The following is a 19,232-nucleotide window of genomic DNA, read 5'->3' as shown; positions in this document are numbered from 1 at the left end:
TTTGTTTAAGATGAGATGTAACTCATTGAAATGTGTCATCATATTCGTCGTCAGAAAACAAGTATTATGCCATTATTTCAATGAGTTATCTTTTTTTGTCGTGTACAAAGAAATCTTTATCACAAAACGTAATGACTCATGTCCATCTTGCACAAGCCTTAGCCCCAATTCTAAATAAAAATTATGATCTAAAATGGCTCTCCTTGTCGGCTAAAGTCGGGAGTTTGGAGGATAATAGCTTAGGAGGATGGTATAGCTATAGAATGACCAAAGCCGCACTGAATATGTTCATTAAAAATTTAAGTATTGAATGGGCACGTAAATCTTCAAATATTCTCGTGGCAAGTATTCATCCAGGAACAACGGATTCAGAATTATCTAAACCATTCCAACGCAATATTTCACCAGAAAAATTATATACTGCTGAGCAAACTGCCGATCGGTTAATCGCCGTGATGAACAACTTATCTAAACATCAGCATGGGAAATTATTAAATTGGGATGGGCAGTTGTTACCTTATTAATAAAATGCAACTAAACTTGAAAAGCAGCAACTAGCCCAGATTGATTTGTTAAACTATTTTTAAATTTTATCAAAGAGTGTGCTTGTGAGCGAAAATCAACCTTTCGACTTAGTGACAAATTACCAACCCGCGGGAGATCAACCACAGGCGATTGAAAAATTAGTCAAAGGAATTGAACAAGGTTTTCGCAATCAATTGTTGTTAGGGGTAACAGGTTCTGGAAAAACCTATACGATGGCAAATGTGATTGCTCAAATACAACGCCCAACCATCGTCATGGCACATAACAAAACCCTAGCAGCACAGCTTTATGGAGAATTTAAAGCCTTTTTTCCAAATAATGCGGTTGAGTACTTTGTAAGTTATTACGATTATTATCAACCTGAAGCTTATGTTCCTTCTTCAGATACGTTTATTGAAAAAGACTCAGCGATCAATGATCACATCGATCAGATGCGACTTTCTGCAACTCGTGCATTATTAGAACGCAGAGATGCAATTATTGTTGCTTCAGTATCGGCGATTTATGGTTTGGGTGATCCAAATGCTTATATGCAAATGCTATTGCATATCGTGCAAGGGGATCGCGTCAGCCGAGATGACATTATTCGTCGTCTAGTTGAAATGCAATACACACGCAACGAGTTAGAGTTTTTACGCGGTACTTATAGAATCCGTGGTGAAATTATTGATATTTTTCCTGCTGAATCTGATCAAGATGCCATTCGCGTTGAACTGTTTGATGATGAGGTTGACTCGATTCGATGGTTTGATCCTTTGACAGGTAAATTGGTGCGTAAAGTTCCTCGTGTAACAATCTATCCGAAAAGTCATTATGTAACACCAAAAGATCATCTAACCCGCGCGATTGATACGATTAAAGATGAATTAAAAGATCAGCTTAAATTTTTCAAAGACAATAATAAATTGCTCGAAGCTCAACGTATCGAGCAACGTACACGCTATGATTTAGAAATGATGCAACAGCTCGGTTATACCAACGGGATTGAGAATTACTCACGTCATCTTTCAGGTCGAGGAGCAGGTGAGGCACCACCCACCTTGTTTGATTATATTCCTGAAGATGCTTTGCTGATTATTGATGAATCGCATGTAACAGTTCCTCAAATTGGGGCGATGTACAAAGGAGACCGCTCGCGCAAAGAGAACTTAGTGAATTACGGTTTCCGTTTACCGAGTGCTTTGGATAACCGTCCTATGAAATTTGAAGAGTGGGAGCGCATTGTTCCGACGACGGTATTTGTCAGTGCAACACCAGCGCAATACGAGTTGGAAAAGTCAGAACAAATTGTTGAGCAGGTGGTTCGTCCTACTGGATTAATTGATCCTGAAATTGAAGTGCGTCCAGTGTTGACGCAAGTGGATGATGTTTTATCTGAGATTAACATCCGTAAACAAGTCAATGAACGTGTCCTTGTGACCACACTGACCAAGCGAATGGCTGAAGATTTAACTTCATATCTAAAAGAGTATGGTGTCAAGGTAGCTTATCTGCATTCTGATATTGATACGGTTGAGCGTGTAAAGATTATTCATGAATTACGCACAGGTGTGCATGATGTACTGGTTGGGATCAACTTGTTGCGTGAAGGTTTGGATATGCCAGAAGTCTCTTTAGTCGCTATTTTAGATGCGGATAAAGAAGGGTTCTTGCGTTCAGAACGGTCATTGATTCAAACCATTGGTCGTGCGGCTCGTAATGTGAAGGGTAAGGCAATTTTATATGCTGATCGCATTACAGATTCTATGCGTAAGGCTATGGATGAGACTGAGCGTCGTCGCAATAAGCAAATTGAGTTCAATGAGATTCACGGTATTACACCGCGCAGTGCTGTGCGACAAACTATTAAAGAAATTGATACTGGCGAAGTGCTCAGTGATGATGAAATCGATGAAAAAGTGCTTGAGCAAGCTCAGTCAATCAGTGCTGATGAGCAACACTTACTCTCTGATCCAAAGTTATTTGCAAAACACATTTCTAAATTGGAAAAGGAAATGTTGAAAGCATCGAAAGAGTTACAATTTGAGCAAGCAGCTCGATTACGTGATGAGATTGTTCGAATGAAAGCGCATATGTTGCAGTCATAATTGTGGAGATAAATCCTGTTAGATGATACATATCGCAACAGTTTTTGTTTATAAATTGGGCTATGTTACTAAGCTAACTATATGACTATTTATAACAAATTTCTGTTTTGAGGATTTCCCATGCCATTTATTAAAACTTTTCCAAAAGCGAGTTGGCGACTAGCTAAAATTGCAGTGGGTGGTATTGTTCTAACAGGTTTGGCTGCCGGCACAATTGCATATGCTCAAACAAAACCTTTAGCAACTGTTGATAAGGTGGAGTTGGATAAGTATTTGGGAGTATGGTACGAAGTTGCACGCAAACCTATGTTCTTTGAACGTAAATGTGCCTACAACGTTTCAGCGACTTATACACTTAACGAAAATGGCAATATTGTTGTTGATAATAAATGTTATGACAAAGATGGAAATTTACAGCAAAGTATAGGCGAAGCCTTTGTCGTAAATGCTCCATTTAACACAAAATTAAGTGTAAGTTTTTTACCAGAAGGTGTTCGATGGGTTCCTTTAGCACGAGGTGATTACTGGATTTTGAAATTGGATGAAGAATATCAAACAGTTTTAGTTGGTGAACCGAGACGTAAATATTTATGGGTATTATCTAGAACCCCTAATCCTAAAAAAGAAACCATCTTAGAATATTTAAACTATGCAAAATCTCTAGGTTTTGATGTTAGCGATGTAATTTTTCCCGACCATCGATAAATAAGTTATACTTATTCGAAACCATGCTTGCATGGTTTTTTTATTTTTATATAGTGGATAAGTCAAGTATTTATTAGGGCGTCTAATAACGCTGAGGTTCAAAATGTTTAAAGGAATAGCCTATTCTATTTTGGCTTCAGTAACGTTCGGTGTTTTATATTTTTATACTCAGTTTTTGGGTGCGCTCGATAGTGAGCAAACCTTTGGTTGGCGTATTATTGCGACATTACCTTTTTTAACTTTATTTATGTGGATGAGTGGCGATTTGGTTCATATCAAATCGATCTTTGAAAGAATATTAGCTAAGCCAAGTTTAATTCTATTATTAATAATTACTTCGATACTTACCTCAGCGCAACTTTGGTTGTTTTTATGGGGGCCTATGCATGGTCGGGGGTTACAAGTTTCTTTAGGTTATTTTCTGCTTCCTTTGGTTTTAGTGCTAGCAGGAAGTGTTCTTTATGGCGAAAAACTCTCAAAATTTCAGTGGGTTGCAGTTTTACTAGCTGTATTTGGGGTGGGGCATGAGGTTTGGCGACTGGGAAGTATTGCTTGGGAAACCGCATTTGTAGCGATAGGCTATGCCGCTTATTTTATTTTAAGAAAGCAGATACATACCGATAATTTGGGTGGTTTTTGGTGGGATTTATTGTTGATACTGCCAATTGCTATTTTGCTTACACATACAGGAGCAACACCTTATGTGAAGTTTTTAGAGTTTCCAAGTTTATTTTTTGTGGTTATTGGTCTAGGTTTACTTAGTGCAATTGGTCTGGGGAGTTACATTTTAGCTAGTCGATATTTGCCATTAATTATTTTTGGTCTATTGGGCTATTTAGAGCCTGTTTTGTTGGCGCTTGTGTCTTTATTACTTGGTGAAAAAATTGGTGCGGAAGAGTGGCTGACTTATATTCCTATTTGGTTGGCAGTATTGGTGCTAATTTTAGAAGGTACTTTACATCTCTTGGAGCAGAAACGACGTCAGAATCAACTTGAGGTCAACCTCAAGCACTACCCCAAACGTATAAAACCAAACGATGAAGTAGAATAACGAAGTAGGTGTAGTTGTTTTTTGGGAGCTGCGAAGATTATGAGTGAGTGAATTGATAAGAGTATTGCCTGAATAGAAATGATTTTCTAATAATCATAAAAATAATTATAGGTATTTTATGAATTTATAGTGAATTGGGACAAAATCTTAGCCCGATTAGCAGCTTTTGATTCAATATTGATGATAATTCTATTACAATTGTGGCGTTTTAAAATTCACGCCCAGTATATATAAATTAGAGGACGTAACTGTGAGCAAAGAAACTATCATTGCCTTACACGCAGAACACCAAGGTCGTTGGAAAAACCGTGAAGAAATCGCGGAACGCATGATTACCTTAATTGGTCAATTATACCGTGAGAAAAATATTGTTGTTTCTGTTTACGGTCGTTCTTTAATTAACCGTTCAGTGATCCAAATTTTAAAAACTCATCGTCGTACACGTATGTTAGACGTTGAGCTTTCAGTTGTTCACACCTTCCCAATCTTGGAAGCGTTGATGAAAGTTGAAAATATTGGTTCTGCAGAAGTTGATATCGGCAAACTTGCTGTTGAATATAAAAATCAAGGTGGTGATGTTGACGCTTTTGTTGCAAACGCTGTTTCTTCTATCCAAGGTAATTCAGAAGCTGCTGAGCCAAAAGATGTTGTGCTTTACGGTTTTGGTCGCATTGGTCGTATCTTAGCGCGTTTAATCATCAGTCAATCTGGTTTAGGTCGTGGCTTAAGTTTAAAAGCGATTGTTGTGCGTAAATCATCTGATGGTGACTTATCAAAACGTGCTTCTTTGTTACGTCGTGATTCAATTCACGGTACATTCGACGGCACAATCTCAGTTGATGAAGAAAACGAAGCAATCATTGCAAATGGTCAATTCATCAAAGTGATTTATGCATCAAGCCCAAGCGAAGTAGATTACACAGCTTACGGTATTGATAATGCTCTTCTTATCGACAACACAGGTAAATGGCGTGATGTTGATGGTTTAAGCCAACACTTACAATGCGCTGGCGTTGCTCGTGTTGTGTTGACTGCACCTGGTAAGGGTGACATGAAGAACGTTGTATTTGGTGTGAACCAAGCTGATATCTTAGATGAAGACAAAATCATCTCAGCAGCAAGCTGTACAACGAATGCAATTACACCTGTATTAAAAGTTTTAGATGACAAATACAAAGTATTAAATGGTCATGTTGAAACAGTTCACTCATTCACTAACGACCAGAACTTGATCGATAACTATCACAAAGCTGATCGTCGTGGTCGTGCAGCTACACTAAACATGGTTATTACTGAAACTGGTGCTGCTAAAGCTGTTGCTAAAGCATTACCAGCACTTAAAGGTAAATTAACTGGTAACTCAGTACGTGTACCTACACCAAACGTTTCTCTTGCGATCTTGAACTTAACGTTAGAGAAAGAAGTGGATCGTGAAGAAGTAAACGAATACATTCGTCAAATTTCGATCAACTCTAATCTACAAGGTCAAATTGGCTATACAAACTCAACTGAGGTTGTATCTAGTGACTTTATCGGTTCTCGTACTGCGGGTGTATTTGATGCGCAGGCAACAATCACTTCTGGTAACCGTTTAACTGCTTATGTTTGGTATGACAACGAAGTGGGTTATAGCTGTCAAGTTTTACGTATTGCTGAACAAATGTGTGGCGTGAGCTATGCAAAAGTTCCTGCTGAAACAAATGCATAATATTTGTTAGCAAAGCTATACAATAAAAGCCCAGTTTAGACTGGGCTTTTTAATTGACTCTACAGAATCTATGCAGATTAAAACATTAAAATAGACGAAAATAATCACAAAGGGATAGGATTAGTTAGGATTACTTCATTGTTGCAGTTTAGACGTTTATTGGCGATATTTGGTCTTATCATTGTTGCAAACCTATGTGGTGTTTATATTGCAATGTGGGTATTTAAACACTTCAATATTTATATGCCTTTAAAAGATCAAGATGTTGCGATTGATTTGCAAGAACCATTGCAAGTCCGTGTAAAAGTAAAAGATGCACTTAATGTAGATGTTGCTGGTCGAGTCAATGCAAAAATCCCAATAGATGAGCAGCTTAATGTTCCTTTAACACAAACACTTACACCAAGAGTTTATTTTGATAATCTCGTACCAATTAGTACAACTATTCCAGTTAAGGAAACGATCCAGGTAAATCAAAATTTACCAATTGATACCAAAGTTCAAGTTAAAATATTAGGTAATGATGTCACGTTGCCATTAAAAGGCACGATTCCATTAAAACTTGCTGTGCCGATAGATATCCAAGTTCCTTTACATCAAAAAGTTCATTTGAAATTTGATGCGCCTGTACGAACAGTGCTTAAAGAAAATCTAAATTTTCCTCTAAAAGCACAGCTTGATGCCAATATTCCAATTCAAGGAAAATTAAACGTACCGATTACTTCTGAGTTAAGTGCATCGGTAGATGTGAAAAATACACTTCCTGTAAAAATTGCAGACGGTGAGTTGAAAATTCCACTATCTACAATGTATTTAGATCGTGTGAAAACTCAACCTGTTGATGAGCCTGCATCACCTCATGACGTTAAAATAGGTGAGTAATGGATATCACCAAATCACTTAAAAGTTTATTGATCAGTTTTGTGATTCTCACTACATTAGTGGCGATTTTATTTTGGTTTTATCTGAATATTCAGGCATCTTTGATTGTATCGGCTGAACAAGCTGATATTCGATTGCCTGAATCTTTAGGAACTAAAATTCAGGTAGGGGAACATTTACGAGTTCGGTCTGAAGGTCAATTACAAACTACTTTAGATATTGATCGCACATTGCAATTGCCGTTAAAAGGAAAATATTTAGCTGATTTGAGTTTTGAAGTTGAAACACCAATTACGGTCAACATTAATTATCAAACGATGTTGAAAGTGGATGAGCTTATGCCTATTGAAACATCCACTAATTTAATTTATCAAAATAAATTATTGCCTAAATTTCCACTCAAATTGAATGTGCCAGTTAAGTTAGATATACCATTTGAATTAAAGCGGACATATACCATTCCAGTTAAAATTGTGTTTGATGGTCCCGTTCATTTTGGATTCGATGAATCGGTTACACTTCCTGTAAAACATCAATTTAAGCCAAGCTTTTATATGAATGATGCTATCAATATGAGTAATATTTCCTCATTCAACGCAATCATGTATAACTCAGTGCAAGACACAAAAGCGAATTTAGATATGAAAATGGATTTGCCATTGAAGAATGTAAAGCCTTAAAGGTAACAAAAAACTCTTTTTTAGCGTTTGATATGCATTTGCTGATTATTCTATTCGAGAAATTTATTAAAATGTGGCAAAATAGTCCGCTTTTAAGATTTTAGAGGATTGGCACATGCGCTTTGTTGATGAAGCAGTCATAACCGTAGAGGCTGGCGACGGTGGCAATGGCGTAGCCAGTTTTCGCCGTGAAAAATTTGTCCCTTTTGGTGGCCCTGATGGGGGCGATGGGGGACGTGGCGGAAGTATATATATTCAAGCCGATGATGATACCAGCACCCTAGTCGATTATCGTTACACGCGACGTTTCCGTGCTGAACGTGGTAAGAATGGTTCAGGTGCGAACTGTTCAGGTCGTGGTGGCGAAGACATTATTTTAAAAGTACCTGTTGGTACAACAATCGTAGATACCGAGTCAGGCGACATCATTGGTGATTTAGTTGCTGACGGTCAACGTGTAAAAGTGGCAAACGGTGGCGATGGTGGTTTGGGAAATACTCATTTCAAATCATCTACCAATCGTTCACCACGTAAATGTACACACGGGATCAAAGGTGAGTACCGTGAAGTTCGTTTAGAATTGAAAGTTTTAGCAGATGTAGGTTTACTCGGTATGCCGAATGCTGGTAAATCGACATTTATTCGTGCTGTAAGTGCAGCAAAACCAAAAGTTGCTGACTATCCATTTACAACGATGGTTCCAAATCTTGGTGTTGTAGATGCCGATCGTCATCGTTCATTTGTTATGGCTGATATTCCTGGATTAATCGAAGGTGCAGCTGAAGGTGCAGGGTTAGGGATTCGCTTCTTAAAGCACTTGGCACGTACACGTATTCTTCTGCATATTGTTGATGTACAACCAATTGATGGTTCAGATCCAGCTTATAATGCACGTGCAATTTTAGCTGAATTAGAAAAATTCTCTCCGACATTAGCAAAACTTCCGATTGTTCTTGTATTAAATAAACTTGATCAACTTCCTGAAGAATCGAGAGATGAGTGGTGTCAGCACATTCTAGATGAATTGCAGTGGACTGGTCCTGTATTTAAAACTTCTGGTTTGATGGCAGAAGGTACTAAGGAAGTTGTTTATTACTTAATGGATCAAATCGAGCAACAACGTGAGCGTGAAGTTGAAGATCCAGAGTACGCTGCAGAAATTAAAGCATTACGTGAACAGCTTGAAGCTGAAACGCGTGAACAAACCATCGCAGCAAAAGAAGCATATCGTGCTATGCGTAAAGCTCAGCGTGAAGCTGACTTGGACGATGATGAAGATTTTGATGATGATGAAGATGAAGGCGGCGTAGAAAGTATCTACGTTCGTGATTAGTGAACCGAGGATAAAATGATAGAAGTGGTCGATGGGCAACGTCAGCTCAATGCGTGTAAACGAATCGTTGTTAAAATCGGATCATCTCTACTCACTGCAAATGGTCAAGGTTTAGATCTGAATGCGATCTCCCACTGGGCGAAGCAAATTGCTGATCTACACAATGCCGGACACGAGATCATTCTCGTGTCTTCAGGAGCGGTTGCAGAAGGGATGGTACGCATGAAGCTTGCGAGTCGACCCACTGATCTACCCAGTCTGCAGGCTTGCGCTGCAATTGGTCAAATGGGACTGATTCATACATGGTCTAGCGTACTTGATCAGCATGGTATCCAAACTGCGCAAGTACTCCTTACACATGATGATCTAGCTGACAGACGTCGCTATTTAAACTCATGTGATGCTCTACAGAATTTAATCGATTGGCGAGTCATTCCTGTAATTAATGAGAATGATACGGTATCAACTGACGAAATTCGTTTTGGTGATAATGATACTTTAGCAGCAATGGTTGCGGGGCAAGTTCAGGCTGAATTGTTGATTATTTTGACTGATCAACAAGGGATGTTTGATTCAGATCCACGCAGTAATCCTAATGCTAAATTATTCTCATCTGTTCGTGCATTAGATGACACGCTGTTTGAAATGGCAGGCGGTGGTGGCGTACTTGGTCGTGGTGGTATGGTTACCAAGGTTCGCGCAGCTCGCCTTGCTGCAAAATCTGGTTGTCCAACTTTAATTGCCAGTGGTGAAAGTGAAAATGTACTTGCTCGTTTGATGGCGGGTGAAATGTTGGGCACTTTATTTACGACTGATAATGACCGTGTCACAGCACATCAGCAATGGTTGGCTGCGCATTTGCAAACAGCGGGTCGTTTAGTTATAGATGACGGTGCAGTTGAAGCGATCAAACTTAAACATCGTAGTTTGTTACCTGTAGGTGTCAAGGCGATAGAAGGGCATTTTGACCGCGGTGATGTAGTTGAATGTGTAGATAAGAGTGGTGCTAGAATTGCCGTTGGTCGTGTGAATTTTAGTTCGCGCTCAGCTGAAATGGTTAAGGGACTGTCTTCCGAAAAAGTCTACCAAGTACTTGGTGAAGCACGTTCACTAGAAATGATCCATCGTGATCACATGGCGATTTATTAATTTACTCTGCTGTATAAAAAAGCTCGCTTCAAGCGGGCCTTTTTTTATATTTGTTTAACATTCTTCCATATGTCATGGTCTTTAGAATCATCGACTTTTGGTAATGGCTTATCTTCGCCAACCATATAGGTAAAATCAGCAATAGATAGCATTTCTAAGTCTTCTTCACTGTTACCATACGCATAAATATGTTGATAATTAGAGAGATTATATTGATCCAATATACGTCGTTTCTTCTGCTCTCGACTACAATCTTCTGATTGATAAAAACCAGTTAAATGACCATTTTGTATTTCAGTTACTGTACAAATAAGTTCGATATTTAAAAATTTACAAACATATTTAAGGTATAAATCAATTGAAGCTGAAACCAGCACAATATGATCGCCACGTTGTTGATGTTTATGTAATTGTTTCATTAAATTTGAATCAAGTTTTTTAATTATTTTTTTTGCATAATCTTGCGATAGTTGATCTACAAAATCGACGGGAATATCTTTGAACATGCTTTGATAAAGTTTTGGTCTCATTGCATGTGCTGGATATAAATTTAAATAATAGGCTTGAATCCATGGCAGAATTTTCAAGCCATTTTTTACAATATGACGTTTTGAAAGGGTATAAAAGATAAACCCAGTAAAACTATCTTTGGGATATAAAGTCCCGTCAAAATCGAAGAGTGCAAGATTTATAGTTTGATTCTTTTTGCTTTTAGCATGCATTGCTCATAACGCCCGTTAACACGACTTGCAAACCAATTTGTATTGTAATCACGACTCAATTTAGGCCCTGAAATGACCACTTGAGGCATGACAGCATACATTGGTTCTTTGTTGGTTTTCTTTTGATAAAGTTTTTGAACAGCTAAGTAAGTTTGAGTATCTTCAAATTTTTTCTCTTTTTCTTTTTTCAGATCGGCACGAATTTGTCGTGGAGTTACCAATACATTATTTTGAGCAAAAACAGCAATTAATTCTTTTTCAGTTTGGCTTTGTGTAGATCTTACATCACCGTCTTTATTGTATAGGAGTAAGTCACCATCTAAACTAATTTCAGCTTCTGTTAATGCACCTAGCATTTTTTGGAAGGCAGCATTACGGCTCGAATACATTCCAGAGTTATAATCTGCAAATCGATAAATTGCTTCATCATAATCAGCAGGGTATTCCATTAAACGATGAATACCGTAGTATAGACCGCCATACTGAGTGTAAAGATCATTGCGTAACTCGGCTATGCCTCCAGCTTTACGTTTATGCTCTTTTGCATAATTGATATGTACTTGCATTGAGCCTAATGTGGTGATTGGATTTAACTTCTCACCAATGTCTTGCCCAACCAGTTTGGCTGCGCCTGTTAATGCACTCACATGATAATGTTGAGCCATGTAATCGAAAATTTCTCGATAGAGTAAGTCTAATTCGCGTTCAGTTTGTACTTTACGCATCTGGCTCATATAGTTGTTTTCTGGTGAAGGTTGGTTTTTGAGTACATCTTCAAAATAACCAGCGACTGTGCCACCAATTTTTTCGCCAAGTTTTGCTTCGAACTTTTCTTTTAGTCTTGAGTTAATTTCCTCAACCGCTTTTGCACCTAATCCAGGTACTGTAGGGTCAGCAACAAAGTTCGATTCTTGATCGACTACAGCGACAATACTACATACATTTTGCTTAGTTTTAGGAATGCTTAGCTCTTGCATAATATCGAAAATATCTTGAGACCAAGATTCACGATCATTTACACGTGCAGGAATGACCTTTCTGATTTGATCAGCCTCCATCTCAGGATCTTTGTCACTTGACCACCAAGCATTATCACCACAAGCGGCTAAGCTTATGCATGCAGTTAAGATGCTAATAGTCTTGAAAAAGGGACGAGTCGAAGTCGATTTATTCATAATCAGTGCAACACCGCATAAAAAGATGAGCTGAATGGGCGAATGAAGTATACTATGTTGATCAGAATTTGTAAGAAAATATATGTATATTGGTCCATATCAACTGTCAAATAATTTGATTGTCGCACCTATGGCGGGTGTAACCGATAGACCGTTCAGAACCTTATGTAAATACTTTGGTGCAGGTCATGCGGTTAGTGAAATGATGACAGCTGATAAAACGCTTCGCATGAGCAAAAAAAGTTTGTACAGAGCTAATTTTGACGGTGAACTTGCTCCAATTTCAGCACAAATAGCTGGCTCTGATCCAGAGCAACTTGCTGAGGCCGCACGATATCAGGTTGCGAATGGCGCGCAAATCGTTGACATTAATATGGGATGTCCTGCGAAAAAAGTATGTAATAAACTTGCGGGTTCGGCTTTACTGCAAGATGAAGATCTCGTAGCAAGGATTTTAGATGCTGTCGTTGCAGCAGTGGATGTGCCTGTAACTTTAAAAACACGCCTTGGCTTTTTAAATGGTGAGGAAAATATTCTTCGTGTCGCGAAGCGTGCCGAGGATGCAGGTATAGCAGCTTTAGCTTTACATGGTCGTACACGTGAAGATATGTATTTAAATACCGCTCGCTATGAATTAATTCGTGAAGTTAAAAAAAACATACATATTCCCTTGATTGCGAATGGCGATATCGATAGTCCTGAAAAGGCTAAATATGTCTTGGATTATACTGGTGCTGATGCTGTTATGATCGGGCGTGCAGCTCAGGGACGACCATGGATTTTTAGAGAAATCGCACATTATCTTGAGACAGGGGAACACTTGGCGGCCCCAGAAATTGTAGAAGTGAAACAAGTTTTAATGGGGCATTTAGCCGAACTATATCAATTTTATGGTGAATACTCTGGATGCCGCATAGCCCGTAAACATATTGCTTGGTATACGAAAGGTTTACGCTCTAGCAACGAATTTCGTCAAAACATGTATAAAGTTGAAAATACAGCTGATCAAGCCAAAGTGGTTGAGTCTTATTTTGACCAATTATTAGATCAAGGTCGACGCATGAGTGATGTACAGGTTGAGCAAGTAAATTTATTGGAAATAAAATAGAAATTTTTACTGTTTTTCTTTAAAAAATGCCTGTAATTCATATTACAGGCATTTTATTTTATTCTAGATGCGCAGTGATTTTCTTCAAAATCTGAAAAATCACATCGAACTCGCTTTGTAGTGGAGTACTTTTGCGAGTCACTAAAGCGAGTGTGCGGCTTGGGGCATCACCGATCGATTTGACAGCAATTTCTTCATTAAAGTGAATCATACTGTTCTTCAAAGCAATCTCAGGTAATAAAGTAAAACCTAAATCAGAAGACACCATTTCAACAAGCGTTGGTAGTGAACTCGCTTTTAAACGGTGATCATTTTTACGTTCGCCGACTGGGCAAGCACTCAGTGTATGATCACGTAAACAATGTCCTTCTTCTAAAAGCATGAGACGTGTTAAATCTAAATCATCTAATGAAGTTGCTTCAGCTGCATTCTTATCTTTTTTATTGTAAACAACAAATAAGTTTTCCTTAGCGATTTCAGCAACTTTTAAACCACGAGTATCGAATGGCAAAGCAAGAACGATCATATCTAAATTGCCGTGTTCTAATTTTTCGACAATTTTCTCACTTTGTGCTTCATGTAGATGAAGTTGTATTTTAGGAAGTTGACGATGAACTTCATCTAAAAGTTGCGTCAAGATAAAAGGTGCGATTGTAGGAATAATTCCAAGATGCAAATCACCTGTTAATGGTTCGCTCATTTCTCGGCTTAGGCGCATCAAATCTTGTGCATCAGCTAGTAATACACGCGCACGGGCAACAACCTGTTCACCTAGAGGAGTCAAACGGACGTTTTGACGATCACGCTCAACTAAGACGCCACCTAAAAGACGCTCCAATTCCATAATGCCACCCGATAATGTTGATTGGGTAACAAATGATCGACGAGCTGCTTCAGTAAAATGTAAAGTTTCTGACAACGTAACTAAATATGATAGCTGTCTTAATGAGGGTAATGCAGCCATAGTGTCCTAGTGTGATGATTTAAAGTGATGTGCAAACAAACCACTAAGTTGAGGAATGAAATGTGCAGGAATATCATGCCCCATTCCATGAATTAATTCAAACTTAGCACCAGAAATCGCTTTTGCAACCGCTTTCCCATGACTTGGCGGTAATAAGCGATCTTTTGAACCGTGTACCACTAATGTTGGTTGATTAATAGTCTTATTGAGTGGCAGCAATGAACCTGTACATAATATTGCTAAAAATTGTTGAAGTACACCCGCTGGGTAGAAACTACGACGATATAGTTTACGAATAGTCTGAATTGCTTCTACTTGGTTAACGTATCCAGGAGAGCCGATAATATGAAATACTTTTAAACTATGATTGACGATCGCATCTTCATCATGAGCTTCAGGTTTTCCAATTAAGCTAAAGAGCTGTTTCGGAAAAGGTGGTGGTAAAAACGGCTGATTATTACTTGTAAATAAAAGACCGATTTTCTCAACTTTTTCTGGATATTTAGCTGCTACGATTTGTGAAATCATGCCACCCATAGAGGCACCGATAATATAGGTTTTTTCTAAACCTAGCTGATCTATTAGCATAGCTACATCGTCAGCCATATCATAAAGCGTGTAGGGCGCACCTTCATTCGTTAATCCGACCATGAATCGACTCATGAGTTTCATGGTATTCAGCCGTTGTCCTTTATGACGAACTTTTGAAGATAAACCAATATCACGATTATCGAATCGGATAACACGAAATCCTTGATCAATTAGGGATTTGCAAAAAAAATCTGGCCAAAACAGCATTTGCGCGCCTAAACCCATCACCAACAAAATTGTTGGATGCTCAGGATTTCCCCCAACTTCAACATGTAACTCAATGCCATTACCCAAAGTAACTTTGGTTTCTTGCATAAATGGAGCATAAGGAGAGACATTAAATTGAAGTGCGCTGTTCATGGTATTCATTCCAAGTTGAATTGTTTTTATCTACTTTCGGGACAGAGTTTATTGGAACCCATTTCTCAATAAACTCTGTTATTTAAACCTTAAGCTTGAGCAGGAATCAAGTCCGGTACGAGTTTAGTTAAAGTTAAACGCTGTTTACCAGCAGTTGCACCTAATAAAACAAAACCTCTTAATGTCCCTTCAGCATCAGTTGCTTTAGCAAGCATACCATCATCAAACTCTTCAGTTTCCCAATTTACTTCAACATCAATTGGTGCAGGTAAAACAGTAAGAGGTGCAGCTGGTGTTTTTACCGCAACTGGCATAGCAGGGTAATGAACATTTGTGCTTTGACCACTTAAAGTTTTTGCTAATGCACGTGCTTGTTGCATGATTGGCATGACGTATGGAAGCAAAGTTCCATTTACTTCAGCACAGTCACCCACTGCATAGATGTCAGCTTGATTGGTCTCTAGTAGTGTATTTGTGATAATACCTCGACTAGTTTGAATATCGGCAGCTTTGGCTAAAGCAGTGTTTGGTTGTAAACCGATAGCAGAAAGAACAATATCTGCAACCAAAGTTTGTCCATTCGCCAAAGTCACAGCGTAGTCTTCACCATCATTAATTTTGGTAACTTTCTCAACTGTAGTTGAAAGTGCAAATTTAATCCCAGCTTCTTCTAAGTTGGTTTTAAATGCTTCAGCAACATGAGTTGGTAATAAGCGTCCAAGTGGTTGAGGTGCTAAATCAATGACCGTAACGTCATAGTTACTATGTAATAAGTCATTCGCAAATTCACAGCCAATCAATCCAGCTCCGAGAATCACTACGCGTTTGTCTTTGCGCTTTGCTAGATTTTCACGGAATACACTGTAGTCAACCAATGAGTTGACCACGTGAATATCTTCACTACCATCGCCCGCAATTGCTAAACGAATCGGATTTGCACCCACTGCAAGAACTAATTTTGAATAGGTTTGTTTGAAAATCTCACCATTTTTTTCTAACGTGATTTCATGGTTTTCAGGATGGATTTCTTTTACCAAAGTTGCCGCTTCAATACGCATATTGAGTTGGGCTGCCATTTTAGCAGCATCACCTAGAGCAATTTGTTCAGGTGCTTTATTACCTGCAAAAGCATTGGATAATGTTGGTTTAGCATAGTTTACCGCATCATCCGCGCAGATCATCATGAGTTCTTGTTCAGGACTCAGTTTACGGAATTCTCGTGCAACAGTATAACCAGCCATGCCTGATCCGATGATGACGATAGGATGCATTACATTCTCCAATTTTTTTAATTTAAAAATAAAACATAAGAAAAAAAGACCATGATGATCATGGTCTTTTAGTTCTATTTAGATTTCAACCATTTCAAAATCAGCTTTTGAAACGCCGCAATCTGGGCAAGTCCAATCATCTGGGATGTCTTCCCATTTTGTCCCTGCTGCAATGCCGTCTTGTGGCCAGCCTTCTGCTTCGTCATAAATCCAACCACAAACGATACATTGATATTTTTTCATGTGACTCTCCAAACTGATAGGTATGCTCAAATTGCCTTTCAGTAAAACTATTCCATAATGTCGTTACGATCGCTGCAATAGAACTAACTTGTGTTGATCGGGAGTTAGATTTTTACGCAGAACGACATTTAAGTAAAGTAAATGCAAGAGTTTAATCATTTATGTAAAAAGTGGTATGGCAATTTGGGCCGAAAGTCTTGTTATTTGGGCAATTACTCTAATTAATTTTATATCGAGGATTATGTTATTTACTGAAAATAATGAAACGTATAAGTTTGGTTTGAATAAAAAACATACATTTGAAAATCAGTTATGATGAATTATCACAATAATAAGGACGTTATATTTATGAAAACTCTGAGTTACAACATTAAAATTTATGCGACCCCTGAAAGAGTCTGGGACATATTATGGGGAGCTGAAACCTATAATGTTTGGACAAAATTCTTTTCTTGTGATTCCCAAATGAAGTCTGATTGGAAAGTGGGTGGTAAAACCTATTTTACTGATGGTGATGGAAATGGGATGGTATCGACAATAGAACGAATAGATGAGCCGAATGAAATTGTTTTCAAGCACCTCGGGATGATTAAAGATGGTCAAGAGGATTTTGATAGTGAGGATGTGAAAGCTTGGGCGGGCTCTTTGGAAAAATATTTGTTGGTTGATTACAATGGAGAAACGCAACTTCATGTAGAAGTCGATATTCAACCTGAATACGAAGAGATGATGAATAATGGCTTTGATCAAGGATTGGCGATGGTTAAACATTTAGCAGAAAAATGAGTCTAATTCGGCTTGGGTTTTTGTTCTAAATTTGCAAAGTATCAGTTTGAAAATTTGATAAAATCTTCATTTTTTTGAATTGTCTGGTTGAAACAATACGAAAATGGGTTGTGATCTGCTATTCTATGTCACTTCATTTTTTACTTAATCGAGGCAGAGATGACGCAACAAAACGCTCAATCGACTTCTGAACAGACACTTTCCGAAAACGATTTAATCGCACAGCGTCATGCCAAATTAAAGCAAATCCAAGATACTGCCAAACAAATTGGCAAAAGCCCTTGGCCAAACACATTTAAACGTGAGCACTATGCTGCTGATTTGCAAGAGCAATTTAAAGATTTAGATAAAGCGCAAATTGAAGGCGGTGAAAAGGTTTATGTAAAAGTTGCTGGTCGTGTCATGCTCAACCGTGGATCATTTATGGTGATTCAGGATATGACTGGTCGTATCCAACTTTATGTTGATCGTAAAGGTTTAGCTGCTGATATTTTAGAAACAATAAAAAGCTTAGACCTTGGCGATATTATTGCTGCAGAAGGTTATATTGGTCGTTCAGGTAAGGGTGACTTATATGTGCATCTTGAAGGTTTTGAATTACTAACCAAATCATTACGCCCATTACCAGATAAATTTCACGGTTTAACTGACACCGAGGCAAAATACCGTAAACGTTATTTAGATCTTATTGTCAACGAAGAAACAAGAAAAACATTTGAAATTCGTGCCAAAGTTGTTGCAGGTATTCGTGCATTTTTAACCAATGAGCGTTTCATGGAAGTTGAAACGCCAATGATGCATGTTATTCCTGGAGGTGCATCTGCAAAACCATTTGTAACACACCACAACGCTTTAGATATGGAACTTTATTTACGTATTGCGCCTGAGCTTTACTTAAAACGTTTAGTGGTAGGTGGTTTTGAACGTGTATTTGAAATCAACCGTAATTTCCGTAACGAAGGTGTTTCAACTCGTCACAACCCCGAATTTACGATGATTGAGTTCTACCAAGCATATGCTGATTATAAAGATCTGATGGCATTGACTGAGAATATGCTTGAGAAACTTGCAATCGATATCTTGGGTACAACAGATGTACCTTATGGTGAAGAAGTATATAGCTTTAAAGGTCCATTCAAGAAAATCTCAATGTTTGATGCGATTCTTGAACACAATCCAGATTTCACGCCTGAAAATGTAAATGACCGTGATTTCTTGGCTAAGTTTACTCAAGAAGTATTAAAAGAGCAGGTTAAGCCAGGCTTTGGTTTAGGTAAGTTACAAACCATCGTGTTTGAAGAAACAGTTGAAACTAAGCTGCGTCAGCCAACATTTATCACCGAATATCCTGCTGAAACCTCTCCACTTGCACGTCGTAATGATGATAATCCACATATTACTGATCGTTTCGAGTTTTTCATCGGTGGACGTGAGTTAGCAAATGGTTTCTCAGAATTAAATGATCCAATCGATCAAGCAGAGCGTTTCCAAGCCCAAGTTGCTGAGAAAGATGCTGGTGATGATGAGGCAATGCATTACGATGCGGACTTTATTGAAGCACTAGAATACGGTTTACCGCCAACAGCAGGTGAAGGTATTGGTATTGATCGTCTCGTTATGTTGTTTGCGAATGCCCCAAGTATTCGTGATGTACTTTTATTCCCGCATATGCGTCGTAAAGATTAAACATTTGACTGATTAATAAAGGAAGCCACTCTTAAGAGTGGCTTCTTTGTTTTCTGCGTTAAGAAATGTAATTAGACCTCTTGCAAAAATCATTTTTCAACCAACTCCATGTTGTAAATTGCAGCAATTAAATTCAGACGTAAACCCATGCGTTTACGCCTATTTCGATAACGTGTAGCCAGAAT

General features: G+C 38.3%; 17 protein-coding genes and 2 pseudogenes. 12 read left to right on the top strand and 7 right to left on the bottom strand.

Annotation, left to right across the window (positions count from 1 at the left end):
• Positions 1-110 precede the first annotated feature (110 nt).
• The 9 genes and pseudogenes from ACSC97_RS13935 to proB form a co-directional block, all read left to right on the top strand.
• A pseudogene (locus ACSC97_RS13935) lies at positions 111-524 on the top strand (SDR family NAD(P)-dependent oxidoreductase); the annotation flags it as partial.
• 84 nt (positions 525-608) lie between these two features.
• Positions 609-2,633 carry an excinuclease ABC subunit UvrB gene (uvrB, locus tag ACSC97_RS13930; RefSeq protein WP_436661503.1) on the top strand — a complete coding sequence of 675 codons (2,025 nt, stop codon included), beginning with the start codon at positions 609-611 and terminating at the stop codon, positions 2,631-2,633.
• 120 nt (positions 2,634-2,753) lie between these two features.
• Complete coding sequence (locus ACSC97_RS13925; RefSeq protein ID WP_436661501.1) at positions 2,754-3,338, top strand: lipocalin family protein; 585 nt, start codon at positions 2,754-2,756, stop codon at positions 3,336-3,338.
• Positions 3,339-3,441: 103 nt separating this feature from the next.
• Complete coding sequence (gene rarD / locus ACSC97_RS13920; RefSeq protein ID WP_125272367.1) at positions 3,442-4,389, top strand: EamA family transporter RarD; 948 nt, start codon at positions 3,442-3,444, stop codon at positions 4,387-4,389.
• A gap of 250 nt (positions 4,390-4,639) precedes the next feature.
• Positions 4,640-6,097 carry a glyceraldehyde-3-phosphate dehydrogenase gene (locus ACSC97_RS13915; RefSeq protein WP_004953105.1) on the top strand — a complete coding sequence of 486 codons (1,458 nt, stop codon included), beginning with the start codon at positions 4,640-4,642 and terminating at the stop codon, positions 6,095-6,097.
• Positions 6,098-6,235: 138 nt separating this feature from the next.
• Entirely contained in the window at positions 6,236-6,979 is a 744-nt protein-coding gene (locus ACSC97_RS13910; RefSeq protein WP_436661498.1) for an MFS transporter, read from the top strand.
• Positions 6,979-7,659 (top strand): hypothetical protein, encoded by a 681-nt coding sequence (locus ACSC97_RS13905; RefSeq protein ID WP_151723284.1) that lies wholly within the window; start codon positions 6,979-6,981, stop codon positions 7,657-7,659. The genes ACSC97_RS13910 and ACSC97_RS13905 overlap by 1 nt, the downstream gene beginning before the upstream one ends.
• 115 nt (positions 7,660-7,774) lie before the next feature.
• On the top strand, positions 7,775-8,992 hold the full coding sequence (cgtA, locus tag ACSC97_RS13900; protein WP_004913416.1) for an Obg family GTPase CgtA: 1,218 nt from the start codon (positions 7,775-7,777) through the stop codon (positions 8,990-8,992).
• Between the two features lie 15 nt (positions 8,993-9,007).
• On the top strand, positions 9,008-10,141 hold the full coding sequence (proB, locus tag ACSC97_RS13895) for a glutamate 5-kinase (protein ID WP_004913414.1): 1,134 nt from the start codon (positions 9,008-9,010) through the stop codon (positions 10,139-10,141).
• 44 nt (positions 10,142-10,185) lie between these two features.
• On the opposite strand, the gene ACSC97_RS13890 is transcribed toward proB, so the two are convergent.
• Positions 10,186-10,863, bottom strand: coding sequence for an HAD family hydrolase (locus ACSC97_RS13890; RefSeq protein WP_286687505.1), 678 nt, complete (start codon positions 10,861-10,863; stop codon positions 10,186-10,188).
• A complete protein-coding gene (locus ACSC97_RS13885) occupies positions 10,830-12,038 on the bottom strand; it encodes a DUF1615 domain-containing protein (protein WP_436661495.1) in 1,209 nt (402 codons plus the stop codon). The genes ACSC97_RS13890 and ACSC97_RS13885 overlap by 34 nt, the downstream gene beginning before the upstream one ends.
• Positions 12,039-12,120: 82 nt before the next feature.
• Here ACSC97_RS13885 and dusB point away from each other — a divergent pair, with 82 nt between their 5' ends.
• Positions 12,121-13,146 carry a tRNA dihydrouridine synthase DusB gene (gene dusB, locus ACSC97_RS13880; protein ID WP_004913406.1) on the top strand — a complete coding sequence of 342 codons (1,026 nt, stop codon included), beginning with the start codon at positions 12,121-12,123 and terminating at the stop codon, positions 13,144-13,146.
• Between the two features lie 58 nt (positions 13,147-13,204).
• On the opposite strand, the gene oxyR is transcribed toward dusB, so the two are convergent.
• From oxyR to rubA, 4 genes are all read right to left on the bottom strand, one after another.
• The gene (oxyR, locus tag ACSC97_RS13875; protein WP_004953118.1) at positions 13,205-14,110 is read right to left on the bottom strand and encodes a LysR family transcriptional regulator OxyR; all 906 of its coding nucleotides are present in this window, start codon (positions 14,108-14,110) and stop codon (positions 13,205-13,207) included.
• Positions 14,111-14,116: 6 nt separating this feature from the next.
• On the bottom strand, positions 14,117-15,061 hold the full coding sequence (gene estB, locus ACSC97_RS13870; protein ID WP_004913400.1) for an esterase EstB: 945 nt from the start codon (positions 15,059-15,061) through the stop codon (positions 14,117-14,119).
• 89 nt (positions 15,062-15,150) lie between these two features.
• On the bottom strand, positions 15,151-16,332 hold the full coding sequence (gene rubB, locus ACSC97_RS13865) for a rubredoxin reductase RubB (RefSeq protein ID WP_436661492.1): 1,182 nt from the start codon (positions 16,330-16,332) through the stop codon (positions 15,151-15,153).
• 78 nt (positions 16,333-16,410) lie between these two features.
• On the bottom strand, positions 16,411-16,575 hold the full coding sequence (rubA, locus tag ACSC97_RS13860; protein WP_004678010.1) for a rubredoxin RubA: 165 nt from the start codon (positions 16,573-16,575) through the stop codon (positions 16,411-16,413).
• A 348-nt stretch (positions 16,576-16,923) separates the two neighbouring features.
• On the opposite strand from rubA, the gene ACSC97_RS13855 reads away from it, so the two are divergent.
• Entirely contained in the window at positions 16,924-17,361 is a 438-nt protein-coding gene (locus tag ACSC97_RS13855) for an SRPBCC family protein (protein WP_436661489.1), read from the top strand.
• A gap of 159 nt (positions 17,362-17,520) precedes the next feature.
• On the top strand, positions 17,521-19,047 hold the full coding sequence (gene lysS / locus ACSC97_RS13850; RefSeq protein WP_039908410.1) for a lysine--tRNA ligase: 1,527 nt from the start codon (positions 17,521-17,523) through the stop codon (positions 19,045-19,047).
• A gap of 89 nt (positions 19,048-19,136) precedes the next feature.
• Here lysS and ACSC97_RS13845 read toward each other — a convergent pair.
• A pseudogene (locus tag ACSC97_RS13845) lies at positions 19,137-19,232 on the bottom strand (IS5/IS1182 family transposase); the annotation flags it as partial.

The organism is Acinetobacter sp. P1(2025), assembly GCF_051390655.1.
Taxonomy (GTDB): Bacteria; Pseudomonadota; Gammaproteobacteria; order Pseudomonadales; family Moraxellaceae; genus Acinetobacter; species Acinetobacter junii.
The sequence above is the reverse complement of the archived record's forward strand: the minus strand, read 5'-3'. Positions and strand labels throughout refer to the sequence as shown.